Origin of the sequence: Bradyrhizobium sp. 2S1 (assembly GCF_011516625.5) — a bacterium.
Classification (GTDB): domain Bacteria; phylum Pseudomonadota; class Alphaproteobacteria; order Rhizobiales; family Xanthobacteraceae; genus Bradyrhizobium; species Bradyrhizobium septentrionale.
Genome location: NZ_CP147717.1, coordinates 7,260,129 through 7,273,869, shown reverse-complemented (window position 1 = coordinate 7,273,869; position 13,741 = coordinate 7,260,129). Strand labels below are relative to the sequence as shown.

At 63.7% G+C, this 13,741-nt stretch carries 17 protein-coding genes and 1 pseudogene; 11 read left to right on the top strand and 7 right to left on the bottom strand.

All coding sequences use genetic code 11. The features are described 5' to 3' along the window. Positions 1-17: 17 nt before the first annotated feature. Entirely contained in the window at positions 18-713 is a 696-nt protein-coding gene (locus tag HAP54_RS34220; protein WP_166294767.1) for an SGNH/GDSL hydrolase family protein, read from the bottom strand. Positions 714-838: 125 nt separating this feature from the next. Between HAP54_RS34220 and fabG the strand changes: the two genes are divergently transcribed. After that, the gene (gene fabG / locus HAP54_RS34215) at positions 839-1,519 is read left to right on the top strand and encodes a 3-oxoacyl-ACP reductase FabG (RefSeq protein ID WP_166294765.1); all 681 of its coding nucleotides are present in this window, start codon (positions 839-841) and stop codon (positions 1,517-1,519) included. A gap of 89 nt (positions 1,520-1,608) precedes the next feature. On the opposite strand, the gene HAP54_RS34210 is transcribed toward fabG, so the two are convergent. Beyond that, positions 1,609-1,953, bottom strand: coding sequence for a GrlR family regulatory protein (locus tag HAP54_RS34210; RefSeq protein ID WP_166294763.1), 345 nt, complete (start codon positions 1,951-1,953; stop codon positions 1,609-1,611). Positions 1,954-2,095: 142 nt separating this feature from the next. Here HAP54_RS34210 and HAP54_RS34205 point away from each other — a divergent pair, with 142 nt between their 5' ends. The 3 genes from HAP54_RS34205 to HAP54_RS34195 all read left to right on the top strand — a co-directional run bounded on the left by HAP54_RS34205 (position 2,096) and on the right by HAP54_RS34195 (position 3,494). Next, positions 2,096-2,779 carry a DUF2161 domain-containing phosphodiesterase gene (locus tag HAP54_RS34205; protein ID WP_166294761.1) on the top strand — a complete coding sequence of 228 codons (684 nt, stop codon included), beginning with the start codon at positions 2,096-2,098 and terminating at the stop codon, positions 2,777-2,779. Positions 2,780-2,795: 16 nt separating this feature from the next. Then, the gene (locus HAP54_RS34200) at positions 2,796-3,095 is read left to right on the top strand and encodes a putative quinol monooxygenase (RefSeq protein WP_166294759.1); all 300 of its coding nucleotides are present in this window, start codon (positions 2,796-2,798) and stop codon (positions 3,093-3,095) included. A 90-nt stretch (positions 3,096-3,185) separates the two neighbouring features. After that, positions 3,186-3,494, top strand: coding sequence for a hypothetical protein (locus HAP54_RS34195; protein ID WP_024581534.1), 309 nt, complete (start codon positions 3,186-3,188; stop codon positions 3,492-3,494). An 81-nt stretch (positions 3,495-3,575) separates the two neighbouring features. Here HAP54_RS34195 and HAP54_RS34190 read toward each other — a convergent pair whose 3' ends face one another. Next, positions 3,576-4,199, bottom strand: coding sequence for a GNAT family N-acetyltransferase (locus HAP54_RS34190; protein ID WP_166294757.1), 624 nt, complete (start codon positions 4,197-4,199; stop codon positions 3,576-3,578). A gap of 139 nt (positions 4,200-4,338) precedes the next feature. Next, positions 4,339-4,737, bottom strand: coding sequence for a PaaI family thioesterase (locus tag HAP54_RS34185; RefSeq protein WP_166294755.1), 399 nt, complete (start codon positions 4,735-4,737; stop codon positions 4,339-4,341). 184 nt (positions 4,738-4,921) lie between these two features. On the opposite strand from HAP54_RS34185, the gene HAP54_RS52630 reads away from it, so the two are divergent. The 4 genes and pseudogenes from HAP54_RS52630 to HAP54_RS34170 all read left to right on the top strand — a co-directional run bounded on the left by HAP54_RS52630 (position 4,922) and on the right by HAP54_RS34170 (position 7,912). Next, positions 4,922-5,077, top strand: a complete 156-nt coding sequence (locus HAP54_RS52630) for a hypothetical protein (RefSeq protein ID WP_414646160.1) — start codon at positions 4,922-4,924, stop codon at positions 5,075-5,077. Then, a pseudogene (locus HAP54_RS34180) lies at positions 5,028-5,303 on the top strand (ABC transporter substrate-binding protein); the annotation flags it as partial. The gene HAP54_RS52630 and the pseudogene HAP54_RS34180, both read left to right, overlap by 50 nt. A 601-nt stretch (positions 5,304-5,904) precedes the next feature. Then, the gene (locus HAP54_RS34175) at positions 5,905-7,248 is read left to right on the top strand and encodes an IS1380-like element ISBdi2 family transposase (protein WP_166204320.1); all 1,344 of its coding nucleotides are present in this window, start codon (positions 5,905-5,907) and stop codon (positions 7,246-7,248) included. A gap of 340 nt (positions 7,249-7,588) precedes the next feature. Beyond that, positions 7,589-7,912 carry a hypothetical protein gene (locus HAP54_RS34170; protein ID WP_175619264.1) on the top strand — a complete coding sequence of 108 codons (324 nt, stop codon included), beginning with the start codon at positions 7,589-7,591 and terminating at the stop codon, positions 7,910-7,912. A gap of 171 nt (positions 7,913-8,083) precedes the next feature. Here HAP54_RS34170 and HAP54_RS34165 read toward each other — a convergent pair whose 3' ends face one another. From HAP54_RS34165 to HAP54_RS34155, 3 genes are all read right to left on the bottom strand, one after another. Next, positions 8,084-9,427 carry an IS1380-like element ISBdi2 family transposase gene (locus HAP54_RS34165; RefSeq protein ID WP_166204320.1) on the bottom strand — a complete coding sequence of 448 codons (1,344 nt, stop codon included), beginning with the start codon at positions 9,425-9,427 and terminating at the stop codon, positions 8,084-8,086. 161 nt (positions 9,428-9,588) lie between these two features. Then, positions 9,589-10,866, bottom strand: a complete 1,278-nt coding sequence (locus HAP54_RS34160; RefSeq protein ID WP_166294753.1) for an ArgE/DapE family deacylase — start codon at positions 10,864-10,866, stop codon at positions 9,589-9,591. Positions 10,867-10,920: 54 nt separating this feature from the next. Continuing rightward, positions 10,921-11,613: a pyridoxamine 5'-phosphate oxidase family protein gene (locus tag HAP54_RS34155; RefSeq protein WP_249817909.1), complete on the bottom strand. Its 693-nt coding sequence runs from the start codon at positions 11,611-11,613 to the stop codon at positions 10,921-10,923. 106 nt (positions 11,614-11,719) lie between these two features. Between HAP54_RS34155 and HAP54_RS34150 the strand changes: the two genes are divergently transcribed. The 3 genes from HAP54_RS34150 to HAP54_RS34140 are packed head-to-tail and all read left to right on the top strand — an operon-like array spanning position 11,720 to position 13,702. Continuing rightward, a complete protein-coding gene (locus tag HAP54_RS34150) occupies positions 11,720-13,246 on the top strand; it encodes a PLP-dependent aminotransferase family protein (RefSeq protein WP_166294749.1) in 1,527 nt (508 codons plus the stop codon). 46 nt (positions 13,247-13,292) lie between these two features. Beyond that, the gene (locus tag HAP54_RS34145) at positions 13,293-13,445 is read left to right on the top strand and encodes a hypothetical protein (RefSeq protein ID WP_166294747.1); all 153 of its coding nucleotides are present in this window, start codon (positions 13,293-13,295) and stop codon (positions 13,443-13,445) included. An 11-nt stretch (positions 13,446-13,456) separates the two neighbouring features. Beyond that, positions 13,457-13,702, top strand: coding sequence for a DUF6719 family protein (locus HAP54_RS34140; RefSeq protein WP_166294745.1), 246 nt, complete (start codon positions 13,457-13,459; stop codon positions 13,700-13,702). The last annotated feature ends 39 nt before the right edge of the window (positions 13,703-13,741 follow it).

Below are 13,741 nucleotides of genomic sequence, written 5' to 3'. Positions count from 1 at the left end.
CAATCAGAACCGAAGCTCTAGGTGATCGCCTCCGGCTTCAAGGCGTCGTCGATGGCGCCGAACAGCGACTGGGTTACGCAATTCGTCGCCCATTCGCTGGTGTGAAGCAGAAGCTGGCCGCCATCGTCGAGCTCGGTCAGGGGAATACCGGCGTCGACCCAGCGCTTCATCAACGCGAAACGGCTGAACAGGTTGACGCGCTTCTTCGCTGTGACCTCGGCGATCATCGGCATGATCACATTGGCGAGGTTGAGCGCAACTGGCGTCCCGACAACCGCCTGCGTGTACTGGGAATCCATCACGACGACGTCAAGCGGCAGCGCAGCGAGCACGTCGAGCCCGGCCTCCAGCGTGGCGCGCACCTCGGCCGGATTGTAGCTCTTGTAGACGGCGTTGGTGCCGACCTGCCAGATCACCAGCACTGGCGCCTCGGTCGTGACGTCGGACTCGATGCGCGAATATTCCTCAGGCGCCTCCTGGCCGCCGACCCCGCGGTTGATCACATCGATCATCCGGCCGAAGAAGCGTTGCCGCAGCAGCATTTCGAGTCGCGGCGGGAACGGCAGGATGTTGTCCGCGCCCGCCGTCGACGACGATCCGAGCGCCACCAGCTTGATCTTGCGTTGATGCCGGAGCGCTTCGGCGAAATGCGGCAACGGATGTCCGAACTTGACGAGTTCGAGGTGGGTTTCGCACGGCCTGGGTGTCGGCATCGCAAACATCCTTGAGGTGAATGAACTGATGAATGCGCGCAGTAGGAGGCGGAATTGGCAGCATTGCAAATGAATTCCGCCTGATCATAGTGGGCGGAAGCCTGCTCGCGCATACGGAGACCGCCATGAACGGAAAAGCCATCGTCATCACCGGCGCCCTTGGCGCGCTTGGCAAAGTGGTCACCGAGGAGGCCCTGGCGCGCGGCGCGCGCGTCGCCGGGATCGATCATGCAGCCTCAACGCTTGCGCCAACCGCCGACCGCATCGAGCTCGGCGGTGTCGACCTCACCGATCCCGCGCAGGCGAAGGCGGCCATCGACAAGGCGGCCGCGCATTTCGGCCGGCTCGACGGGCTGATCAACATCGCCGGCGGCTTCACCTTCGAGGCGGTGAGCGACGGCGATCCCGCGACCTGGCAGCGCATGTACGCCATGAATGTGATGACCGCGCTCAACACATCGCGCGCCGCCATTCCGCATCTCACCAAGTCGGGCGCTGGACGCGTCATCAATATCGGCGCACTGGGCGCATTGCAGGCCGCGGCCGGCATGGGCCCTTACTCGGCTTCGAAGGCCGGCGTACATCGCCTGACGGAGTCCCTCGCCGCCGAACTCAAGGGCAAGGTCACCGTGAACGCCGTGCTGCCCTCGATCATCGATACCGCGGCCAATCGCGCCGCGATGCCTAAGGCCGATATCTCCAAATGGGTGACGCCGAAGGAGCTCGCCGACGTCATCCTGTTCCTCGCCAGCGACGCCGCAAGCGCCGTCACCGGCGCGCTGCTGCCGGTCAACGGGCGGGTTTAGATCGCCACGAGTTTCTTGAGCACCGCGAGAAAACGGAGACGCCACGCGCTCGAGACCCTCGACCTTGCAGTGCCGGTCCGCATCACGCGTCAGTCAGCAACCAACAGCCGCAGCCTCGACCTGAAACGGATGCTCTGCTTGCCGGCGAGCGCCATGCCATTACCCTCGGCGGTCTCGTCGGTGTAGGTGCCGGTGAATCCAATGGTGACCACCTTGCGCTCCCACACCGGGCGCTCGCCATAGGTCGGCGAATGCTCCTCGTTGGTGACCTCGCCCTTCCACTTGCCATCGGCCGCGGTGTAGCTGCCATAGGCGTAGAAGAACGAGTCGCCGCCGCGCATCTGGCCGTCGCGCAGCACCATGACGCCCTGGTTGCCGCCAGAGACGCCGTCGAGAAATTCGACGGTGATGTGATAGAGCCCGTTCCGGATCATGAAAATTGCCGCGCCTTGTCCCGGCCTCACAATAGCCGCTGGGGCGGGCTTTGAGCAAATTCCGTCCGCGGCGGCAGCGGTCTTTCCGGGCTATGCTGCTGCGAATTGAGTCGCGGCCGAACCGCCGCCGGAGCCGTGCCCGTTGGAAACTGCGCTTTATCAGCCCGTCAAACGCTTCCTCGAAAAGCTCGGCTTCACGGTGAAGGGCGAGATCGGCGGCTGCGATCTCGTGGCGCTGAGCGGCGACGATCCGCCTGTCGTCGTGATCGGTGAACTCAAGCTCGCCTTCAATCTCGAACTGATCCTGCAGGCGGTCGACCGTGCCGCCGCCGCCGACGAGGTCTGGATAGCGGCAAAGGTCTCGGCCCGCGGCAAGGGCCGCGAGAGCGATGCGCGCTATCGCAATCTGTGCCGGCGGCTCGGCTTCGGCATGCTCGGCGTCACCGACCGCGGCGACGTCGAGGTGCTGGTGCCGCCGCCGACCGCGGCCATCAGGCGCAATCCGAAGAAGCGATCGCGCCTGATCACCGAGCACCGGAAGCGCAAGGGCGATCCCGTCATGGGCGGTTCGACGCGCGCTCCGATCATGACCGCCTATCGGCAGCAGGCGCTGGCCTGCGCCTGCGCGCTGTCGGATGGGCCACGGCGGGTGCGCGATTTGCGCGCCGATATTCCCGACGCCGGCAAGATCCTGCAGCATAATGTCTATGGCTGGTTCGATCGCGCCGAGCGCGGCATCTACCTGCTGACCGATGCCGGCCGTGCCGCGCTGAAGCGCTGGCCGCAACAACCGATCACTGCGTCAGGGGCGGAAGCCGCCCCGTAAAGCACTGGGGGACATCATGATTGTCGTCACCGGCAGCGTCACCGCCCGCCCCGACACGTTCGATGAGGTGCGGCGCCTCAGCCTCGAGCATGTCCATCGCTCGCGCACCGAGCCCGGCTGCATCTCGCACGCGGTGCATGTCGACTGCGAAGATCCGCTCAAGCTGGTGTTTTTCGAGCAATGGGCCGATCGCGCCGCGCTGGCGGCGCATTTTGCGGTCCCGGCCTCCCGTGACTTCGTCCGGTCGCTGCAATCTCTTGCGGCGGCTGCGACCACGATCGAACTTTATGACGCTCACAAAATTGAGAGACTCTAGCTGCATGGCTGGATTGCCATCTCACATTCATATTGCAATGCAACATTAGGGCCCTTACGTATCTCCCGCGATTCAAGGGATGAGGCGGCGATGAGCGGAGACTGGAACACCAAATACGGCACAAGGCGCGTGCGGCATGATCCGCCGACCCTGGAGGAGGCAATCTTCGCGGCCATCGGCATCACCGATGACGTGGAGGCCCAGGCCGAGATCGCGTCGTCCCTGATGGGACTGCCCTATGACGAGGTGCTGGCCGAGGTGAAGAAGACCGCGCGCGTCAGCGCCCGTACCGGTACGGCAACCCGCGTGATCGCCGGCGAACAGGGCGCGCAGCGCTCCGTTGTGGTCGAGCGCCGCGTGGTTCGCCGCTTTGCGACCGACAAGCGCACCGGCACCTGAAAGACGACATCCGATTGCTGAAAGAAAAAGGGCAATCCGCTGAGCGGATTGCCCTTTTTGCATTTGATCCGGGATATCGGCTCAGGCCGCCCGGCCCCAGCCGGACATCTGCATCACCATCCGCCAATAGGCGCGGTTCATATCGACGATCACGCGCGCAGCCTCGACCGGCGTGACCACCGCAGCAGCCGGAACCGGCTCGGCCTGGTGTTGCTCGGTCAAGTCGATGCTGCCCGTGGACTCACCATGACGGAAGGTCAGCTGCGCACCGAACTTGGTGGCGAGCGCACGCATCGCATCGTTCTGCGCGCCGGTGGTGATGCGCAGGCTGGTGTAGCCCTTGGCATGCGCCTCGGCGATCAGCTTGCGAAACAGCGTGCTGCCGACGCCCTTGCGCCGCACCGACCGCTCCACGCTGAAGGCGATCTCGGGCTGCGCGTCCGGTGACTGCTCCGGCGGATGCAGCTCGGCCGCGCCGCGGACCACGCCATCCTCGAAATAGGCGATGATGACCGTGCCGTCATTGGCGCAGCGCTCGGCATAGCGGCGGATGAAGCTGTCGTCGATGAAGCCATGAAAGCGATCATGACGACTGGTGCGATCCAGCCGCAGCAGATGATCGCGCAGCAGAGGAAGCTCCTCCTGCTGGCTCAACGTCCGCACGGTGCCCTTGGCGGACGTCGGTCGGATGGAATCATAGTTCATTTCATAACTCCTCTTGGTAGCCCTCGAGGAGGCGTCGAGTCCCTAGCACCCCAATATTGTGCATCGCACCATATAATTCAAGCACTGAGATTCATTTAAGTAAACAATGATGTGATTGATAAATCACATTATCGCCTCATCATAATACCAGCTGCGTTTGGGTCACCACCGCGACCAGCTTGCCATCCTCGGTCTCCAGCCTGGTCTGCCAGACCTGGGTGCGCCGGCCCCGGTGAACCGGTGTTGCCGTGGCGACCACGGTCATCCCCTCCTTGGCGCCGCCGATGAAGTTGGTCTTGCTCTCCAGCGTCGTGGTGCCCTTGGCGTCTTCAGGCAGGTTGATCACGGTGGCGGCGGCGCCGACCGAGTCCGCCAAGGCCATCACCGCCCCGCCGTGGATGGTGTGATGGAGGGTGCAGAGATCCGGCCGCACCAGCATCTTCGCGACCACCCGATCCTGGCCGGCCTCGGTGAAGGTGACGCCCTTCAGTTCCGCGAACGGCATCTTCATCGACTGGATCTTTTCGAGCGGCGTCATGGGCACTCCCTGGCTTGTTCTTGCGGCGTCGGTCCGCGGGCAGAACCGCGCCTTCGGCCTTCTTCGAGGTTGGTGCCGGCATGATGGATTGCCTGACCGGGCCCGGCAATGACCTCCGAGGTAATGGTGCGGATGACGTCATGGCATCAGTGACAATCGCGCGTGAGTCTGCATACCGTCCACGATGCGCGACTTCCCTCCCCGCCGGATCGTCTGCCTGACCGAGGAGACGGTCGAAACGCTCTATTTGCTCGGCGAGCAGGACCGTATCGTCGGCGTCTCCGGCTCTGCCGCATCTGCGCGCGCACAAGGCCGCCAAGGATCGCATCTTCACGCCTGATACGGTGCGCGAGGCGATGCCCGACGTGATCCTGGCATCCTGGTGCGGCAAAAAGGTCGTGCCCGACCGCATCCGCAAACGCGACGGCTGGAGCGACATTCCCGCTGTGCGCAACGACCGCATCGTCGAGATCAAATCATCGATCATATTGCAGCCCGGCCCGGCCGCGCTGACCGATGGGCTGGATGCGATCGTGAAGGCGTTATGGCCTGTGGAAGAACGCTAACGAACATCCAAAAAGGGCACGGAAGAGTTGCGCGAACCCTTCCCCTCGCGTAGATCGAACTCGAGCAGAGAGGGAAGAAGCCTTTGGTTGACAACGATAAATTAGCCCGACTTCGGAAATTGATTACTGAGGGATTGCGCGTCCAACTTGGGGGAGAAGTCGTCACCTACATAGATGCTGGTCATGCTCTACAAGACGTAAGCGCACGCCAAAATCACACCATCTTTGCGAGACGGGGTTGCGGAAAAACGTTGCTGCTTCACGACTCCGCAAAGCAGCTCGGACCGGAAACGCGTGCGATCTACCTCAACTGCGAGGATTTCAAGCGGCACACGTTTCCAAATGTGCTCATCGAAATCCTGACTGCCCTGTTCGGAGAACTCGAAAACCATCTAAGTGGGTGGTTTGGCAGAAAGGCGAAGCTAAAGACTATTCTCATTCTCCAAGATATCATAGCGCGCCTAAACACGATGCATTTAGCCCGTCTTATTCGTCAGAGGGCGCCAGAGAGGCTGGCGAGCGTGGTGTAAAGCGCTGATGCGGCGTAGGATTCGGTTGCAAAGCCAACCCCATCACCTCAACCGCGAACGCCACGCCCGCCATGACCGACGATACGATTCTGCCCTTCTCGTTTCCAGCCGTTCACGCCAAGAAAGTCACAGCTGCCTTCGATGGCGGTCGGCTGACCTCGAACGGGGGCGTGATGCTTCTGGCGATGGCCGAGCGGCGTCTCGGCTTGGCCGACAATCTGGCCCGGGTGTTCCCGGATCGGCGCGATCCGACGCGGGTCGTGCACAGCCTTGTCGATATGTTCCGCGCGCGCATGTTCGCGATCTGCTGCGGCTACGAGGACGCCGACGACCTCGATCATCTGCGGTCCGATCCCGCATTCAAGCTGGCCTGCGGACGGCTGCCGGACACGGGTCGCGATCTGTGTTCCCAACCGACGCTGTCGCGGCTGGAGAATGCTCCGCGCCTGCGCGACGTGATCCGACTGACCTACACTTTGGTCGACGCATGGATGGATAGCTACCCGCGCGAGCCGGCATCCGTCACGCTCGACATCGATGATACCTGCGATGTCGTCCACGGCCATCAGCAGCTCTCGCTGTTCAACGCTCATTATGACGAACGCTGCTTCCTGCCGATCCACGTCTACGACACGGAGAAGAGCCGGCCCGTGGCGGTCGTGCTGCGGCCCGGCAAGACGCCGGGCGGCGTCGAGGTGCGTGCCCATCTGCGCCGCCTGATACGGCATATCCGGACGCGGTGGCACAACACGCGAATCACGTTCCGTGGCGACGGGCACTATGCCCGGCCGGAGGCAATGGCGTGGTGCGAGACCAACGGCATCGACTACATCTTCGGTCTGTCCGGCACCAAGCCGCTCGCCAGAAAACTCGACGAGGCCGCCGACGACATCCGCACGCGACGCGCCATCGAGAACCTGCCGGTTCTGCGTGGCTATACCGAGACGCGCCACAAGGCCAAGTCCTGGGATCGCGAACGGCGTACCGTCGCCCGTATTGAGGCGACGATGCTCGGCCTCGACATCCGTTTCGTCGTCACCAGCCTCGATGTCGGCTCGGCCGAGTGGATCTACGACAGCCTGTATTGCGCGCGCGGCCAAGCCGAGAATCTGATCAAGCTGCATAAGACACAGCTCGCCTCCGATCGCACCAGCTGCCGTTCGGCGCTCGCCAATCAAGTCCGCCTCGTTCTCCACACCGCCGCTTATTGGCTGATGCTGACCGTGCGCGACGCGATTCCCAAAGCCCGGGAATTGGCCACAGCCGAGTTCGCGACGCTGCGTCTTCGTCTCTTGAAACTCGCTGCCCGTGTCGTCGAGACCACGAGCCGCATTCGCCTTGCGTTTGCCGCGGCATGTCCCGAAGCCGACCTGATCCGCGGCTTGCCAGGCGCGCTGCTGCCTCTCGGTCCTTGACCGGCGGGGCGTCCGCCCCCCGTTCGCCCAACCTACACCTCAAGCGCGTTGCAAAGTACGGGTCGGTCAGGCGGTGAAAAGCCGAAGGCAATCCCGCGCGCCTCGTCAGAGCAGATGTGCGGCCACATCAATCGGACTAAAAAAACGCACTCTCACGAATAGGACGGGTTAGCGCCCGACGAACAAGAAGAAGCGATAAAGCAAACCCAGTCGGGTGCATCCACTGAAGGGAATTCGTTCGAAGCAGAGACCGGCGCCGAGATCGCCCTACCCGGATCTGCGAAAGCGCAGGGGAAGACGAAATTCAAGATCGACGACTCGACGACAAGCAAGCAAGAAGTTGAACGAATCTACAAAACTCATCGCCAAAAGCTGCAGGAGCTCGACCTATGGTTACAGAATAATTCATCAGGCCGGTTCTGCGCTCACCCATAAGTCTACTCAAGGCAACTACCAAGCCTTTGCCATCGATATCGGCTGCTATGCACACTATCGAAAAATGGAAGGCCGATTTGTGGAGATCGACGTGTCGAGAGCCGAAGCGAAGGACAAGATGCGATCGGCGCCCATTCTCACGGAAACTGAGCTTGATCGATTGTTGAGAGGGGTTCCGCAGGACGCAGAAGACCAGCTTAAGCAGCCTCTCACTGAAATTGAGGACTAACTAGCCCGTCCTATTCGTGAGAGTGCTTTTTTTAGTCCGATTGATGTGGCCGCACATCTGCTCTGACGAGGCGCGCGGGATTGCCTTCGGCTTTTCACCGCCTGACCGACCCGTACTTTGCAACGCGCTTGAGGTGTAGGTTGGGCGAACGGGGGGCGGACGCCCCGCCGGTCAAGGACCGAGAGGCAGCAGCGCGCCTGGCAAGCCGCGGATCAGGTCGGCTTCGGGACATGCCGCGGCAAACGCAAGGCGAATGCGGCTCGTGGTCTCGACGACACGGGCAGCGAGTTTCAAGAGACGAAGACGCAGCGTCGCGAACTCGGCTGTGGCCAATTCCCGGGCTTTGGGAATCGCGTCGCGCACGGTCAGCATCAGCCAATAAGCGGCGGTGTGGAGAACGAGGCGGACTTGATTGGCGAGCGCCGAACGGCAGCTGGTGCGATCGGAGGCGAGCTGTGTCTTATGCAGCTTGATCAGATTCTCGGCTTGGCCGCGCGCGCAATACAGGCTGTCGTAGATCCACTCGGCCGAGCCGACATCGAGGCTGGTGACGACGAAACGGATGTCGAGGCCGAGCATCGTCGCCTCAATACGGGCGACGGTACGCCGTTCGCGATCCCAGGACTTGGCCTTGTGGCGCGTCTCGGTATAGCCACGCAGAACCGGCAGGTTCTCGATGGCGCGTCGCGTGCGGATGTCGTCGGCGGCCTCGTCGAGTTTTCTGGCGAGCGGCTTGGTGCCGGACAGACCGAAGATGTAGTCGATGCCGTTGGTCTCGCACCACGCCATTGCCTCCGGCCGGGCATAGTGCCCGTCGCCACGGAACGTAATTCGCGTGTTGTGCCACCGCGTCCGGATATGCCGTATCAGGCGGCGCAGATGGGCACGCACCTCGACGCCGCCCGGCGTCTTGCCGGGCCGCAACACGACCGCCACGGGCCGGCTCTTCTCCGTGTCGTAGACGTGGATCGGCAGGAAGCAGCGTTCGTCATAATGAGCGTTGAACAGCGAGAGCTGCTGATGGCCGTGGACGACATCGCAGGTATCATCGATGTCGAGCGTGACGGATGCCGGCTCGCGCGGGTAGCTATCCATCCATGCGTCGACCAAAGTGTAGGTCAGTCGGATCACGTCGCGCAGGCGCGGAGCATTCTCCAGCCGCGACAGCGTCGGTTGGGAACACAGATCGCGACCCGTGTCCGGCAGCCGTCCGCAGGCCAGCTTGAATGCGGGATCGGACCGCAGATGATCGAGGTCGTCGGCGTCCTCGTAGCCGCAGCAGATCGCGAACATGCGCGCGCGGAACATATCGACAAGGCTGTGCACGACCCGCGTCGGATCGCGCCGATCCGGGAACACCCGGGCCAAATTGTCGGCCAAGCCGAGACGCCGCTCGGCCATCGCCAGAAGCATCACGCCCCCGTTCGAGGTCAGCCGACCGCCATCGAAGGCAGCTGTGACTTTCTTGGCGTGAACGGCTGGAAACGAGAAGGGCAGAATCGTATCATCGGTCATGGCGGGCCTGGCGTTCGCGGTTGAGGTGATGGGGTTGGCTTTGCAACCGAATCCTACGCCGCATCAGCGCTTTACACCACGCTCGCCAGCCTCTCAGGCGCACTCTGACGAATAAGACGGGCTAGAGACCTGCGGAACGCCACCTTGGCACGAGAGGACCACTACGCCTTCTCCACCCCGCACCATTCCGCGATGAACAATGCGGTCGCCTTGGTCGACTTCCGCAGCGAGTCCAGCTCGACATATTCGTTGAAGCCATGCATCGCCGCGCCATTGGCGCCGAAGCAGAGGCTCGGGATGTTGTAGTTCAGGCCGTAGAAGCGCGTGTCGGTCAGCGCGGTGAAGGCGCGATCTTCCACCGCGCCGCCATAGACCGTCTGATGTGCCCTCGCGAAGGCGGCTTCCGGCGCTTCGGAATTCACCAGCTCATAGCCTTCCGACAGGAAGCCCGACCACTCGACCTGCGGCGGATTGTTGGAGAGGAAACGGTGGTCGCGCGCCGCGGCCGACACGCAGGCCAAAATCTCCTTCTGGCATTCGGCGATCGACCAGCCTGGCAGCACCGCGATGCGGCAGTCGACGTCGCACCAGGCCGGCACGCTGGAGGCCCAGTCGCCGCCCTTGATGATGCCGGGATTGAAGTTGATCGGATGATTGACGTCCTTGAAGTGGCGGTCGGCCTTGGCGCGCTCGTTCCAGGCGATCTCGAGCTTCTCCAGCGCATGCACCAGATGATACGCCGCCATGATCGCGTTCGAGCCGGCACCGGCCTCGAACACATGCACCGGGAAGCCGCGCACCTTCAGGCGGAACCAGATCACGCCGACCTGTGAACGGATCATCTTGCCGTTGGTCGGCTCGGGGATGAAGCAGGCATCGGCGCGATAGCCGCGCTGCAAGGTCGAGAGCGCGCCGACGCCGGTGCTCTCCTCCTCGATCACGGACTGGAAGTGGATCCGCGCCGTCGGCTTCAGGCCGGCCTTCCTGATCGCATCCAGCGCATAGAGCGCGCCGATCGTGCCGGACTTCATGTCGCAGGCGCCGCGGCCGTACATCTTGCCGTCCTTGATCACGGGCGAGAACGGCGGCGTCTCCCACATCTCGAGCGGACCGGTCGGCACCACGTCGCAGTGGCCCTGCAGGATCAGCGATTTGCCGGCATTGGTCGCCGGGCGGTAGGTGCCGACCACCGTGCGCGCCTTGGAGAAATCATGCTCGATCGGGCCGAAGCCGCGCAAATCCCTGAGCTCGTCGAGATTGATGTGCCAGTCGTCGACCTCATAGCCGCGCTCGCGCAAGAGATCGCCGATCATGTCCTGGCACGGCCCCTCGGCGCCGCGGGTCGAGGGGATCGCGACAAAGGCCTGCGTCGTCGCAAGCTGCGCATCGAATCCCTCGTCAACGGCAGCAAGGATTCGTTGTTGCGTCTCGGCAGTCATGCGGCAGCTCCATCGGGGAAATCAGACAGGCGGGAGCCGCACCGTAACCCGATTTCACTCCGCCTTGTATTGCGCAAAATAGGCATCCCGCAATGCATCTTCGAGCAGACGGCCTTCCGAATAGGCATCGAGTGTCGCAGGCCGCGACACGCCGTCGAGCAGCCGCGAACACGGCTCCGGCGCGCCGAGCACGGTGCGCACCGGAATACGCTCGGCATAGATCGGCAACTCGTAATCCTCGTCGTCATCGGCAACGCCCTTGGCGCGAACCTTGGCCGAGGCTTCGTCGATCTCCATCGCGATGAACGAGGTCGCCTTGATCTCCTGCTTGCTGCTGGCGCGCAGGCTCGCGGTGCGCTCGGGAAAGAAGCGGTCGACCATCGCAACGATGGCGCGCTCCTTCTCTTGCGGGTCGGTGACGAGATAGGCTGAGCCGAACGCCATCACCGCGCGATAATCGGCCGAGTGATTGAAGCCGCAGCGCGCCAGCACCAGGCTGTCGAGATGGGCGACCGTCAGGCACACGCGCTGCCCTTCCGACTGGTTCTCCAGCATCCGGCTCGCGCTCGAGCCGTGCCAGTAGAGCTTGGTGCCCTCGCGCCAGAAAAAGGTCGGCGTGCAATAGGGCTGGCCGTCGATCACGTATGAGACGTGGCACAGCATCGAGGCGTCCAGGATCTTGTGCACGGTGGCGTGGTCGTAGAAGCCGCGATCATGGCGGCGCTTCACTCGGTTGCGGGACGACATGGGGTAGGACGGAGTGGATGCGCCTTCGGTCACGGCAGTGCCTTTCGAAATCTGGAATCTGTCGAGAGTTGTAGCGGTCCATTTGGTCTGCGATAGTGCCAATTCCATGCGAAAAATTCCGACCAATTTGCGCAAGCCTTCGCCTGGCAAGGCCGAGCTGCCGCTCGACCTCGCCGGTCCCCACGTCGCGCAGGGCGCGGCCTCGCAGCAGCGGCTCTATCAGGCGCTGTGCCACACGATCGTCGGCGGCCTGGTCAAGCCGGGCGAGCCGCTGCCGCCCTCGCGCACGCTGGCAAAACAGACCGGCTTCCGACGCAACGCCGTCACCACGGCCTATGAGCGGCTGATCGCCGACGGATTTGCGGTGGCAACCACGGGCTCCGGCACCTTCGTCGCCGCGCGCATCCCGGCGCAGGCCACCGCACCGCGACGCGCGAAGATCGAGATCGAGTCGCCGCAGCACAACGCGCTGTCGCTCGGCTGCACGCATATCGACGAGCGCGCGCTGCAGCGCTTCCGCGCCTTCGCCGGCCGCAGGCTGCGCGCCTTCGGCTCCGAGCATCTGCATTACGGCGATCCCCGCGGAAACCGGGAGCTGCGCGCCGCCATATCAGATCATTTGCTGTCGGCGCGCGGGCTGCGCTGCGATCCCGACCAGATCATGCTGGCCTCGGGCACGCTGCATGCGCTGCGCATCGTGCTCGGCACGATCCTCAAGCCCGGCGATCAGGTCTGGTGCGAGGATCCCGGCTATCCGGCGGCGCGGCGCGCGATCGAGCATTGCGGCTATCGTCCGGTGTCGGTGCCGGTCGATGCCTCGGGCATGCGCGTCGACAAGGGCCGCGCATCGGCACCGCAGGCGCGCGCCGCCTATGTCACGCCGTCGCACCAATTTCCGCTCGGCGTGCAGATGTCGATGCCGCGCCGGCTCGAACTGCTCGACTGGGCCCGCGATGCCGGCGCCTTCGTGTTCGAGGACGATTACGACAGCGAGTTCCGCTATGACGGCGCGCCACTGTTGTCGCTCGCCGGCATCGATCATCTGCGCCGCGTGATCTACATGGGCACGTTTGCCAAGACGCTGTTTCCGGGCTTGCGGATCGGTTACTGCGCCCTGCCCGAAGCCTTGATCGGCCCGGTGACGGCGGCGCGCGCCGCGCTCGACCGCTTTCCCGCCACGTTGATGGAAGGCGCGGTCGCCGACATGCTGAACTCCGGCGCCTTCGCCGCCAATTTGCGCAAATCTCGAAAGCTCTATCGCGAGGCGCGCGATGTGCTGGCGTCGACGCTCGAGCGCACATCCGAGGGCGCGCTCACGGTTCCCGTGCCCTCGCAGGGCCTGCATCTCGTGGCCAGGCTCGATCCCGCGACCGATCCACTCATTGCCGCGGAGGCAAAAGCCGCCGCCGGCGTCGGCGGCTGGCTGCTCGCCGAGACCTATCATCGCGCGCGTCCATTGCCCGGCTTCGTGCTGGGATTTTCCGGTCATCCGGTTCCGCAACTCATCGCGTCGGCGGAACAGTTGGCGAAGGCAACGCTGATTGCGCTGCGCGCGACGCGCAAAGGACCAGTCAAGGGATCGATCAAGTCATCCGCCAAACCGCGGCGCGCTATGAGAATCGCAGCGACCTGACTAAGGTCGCGCGCGTTCAGTCAGTGCCAGCGTACGGAGATACCGGATGCCTGCCAATCGCAACGTCCTGTATCTCGTGATCGGCGGGTTGGTCCTGATCGTGGGCATGCTCGGCTACAATCTCTATCAGGCGAAGAAGCAGCCCGAAGGCCTGCAGATCAATGTCGGCCCCGACGGGGTCAAGATCCAGAACAAGTGAGGGAGGCCGCGATGCCGCGCATCGGATTCGTCGCGCTGATCGGCGCCGTCGCATGTGTCGCCCTGAGCGCCCCCGCCTCCGCGCAGCAGGCCTTGATGCGCGAGGGCGACATCGTCGACCTCCGGGTCGGTCAGCGCGTCCTGGTCGATGACGGCTCGTGCCCGGCCGGGCAGATCAAGCAGGTGATCGGCGCCAAGCTGAGCCAGAACGGCGTGGTGCGGACCCGCAGCTGCGTGCCGCGCCTCGCCAAAAAATAAACGCCCCGCTTCCGCGAGGCGCCTGCTTCTTCATTATTT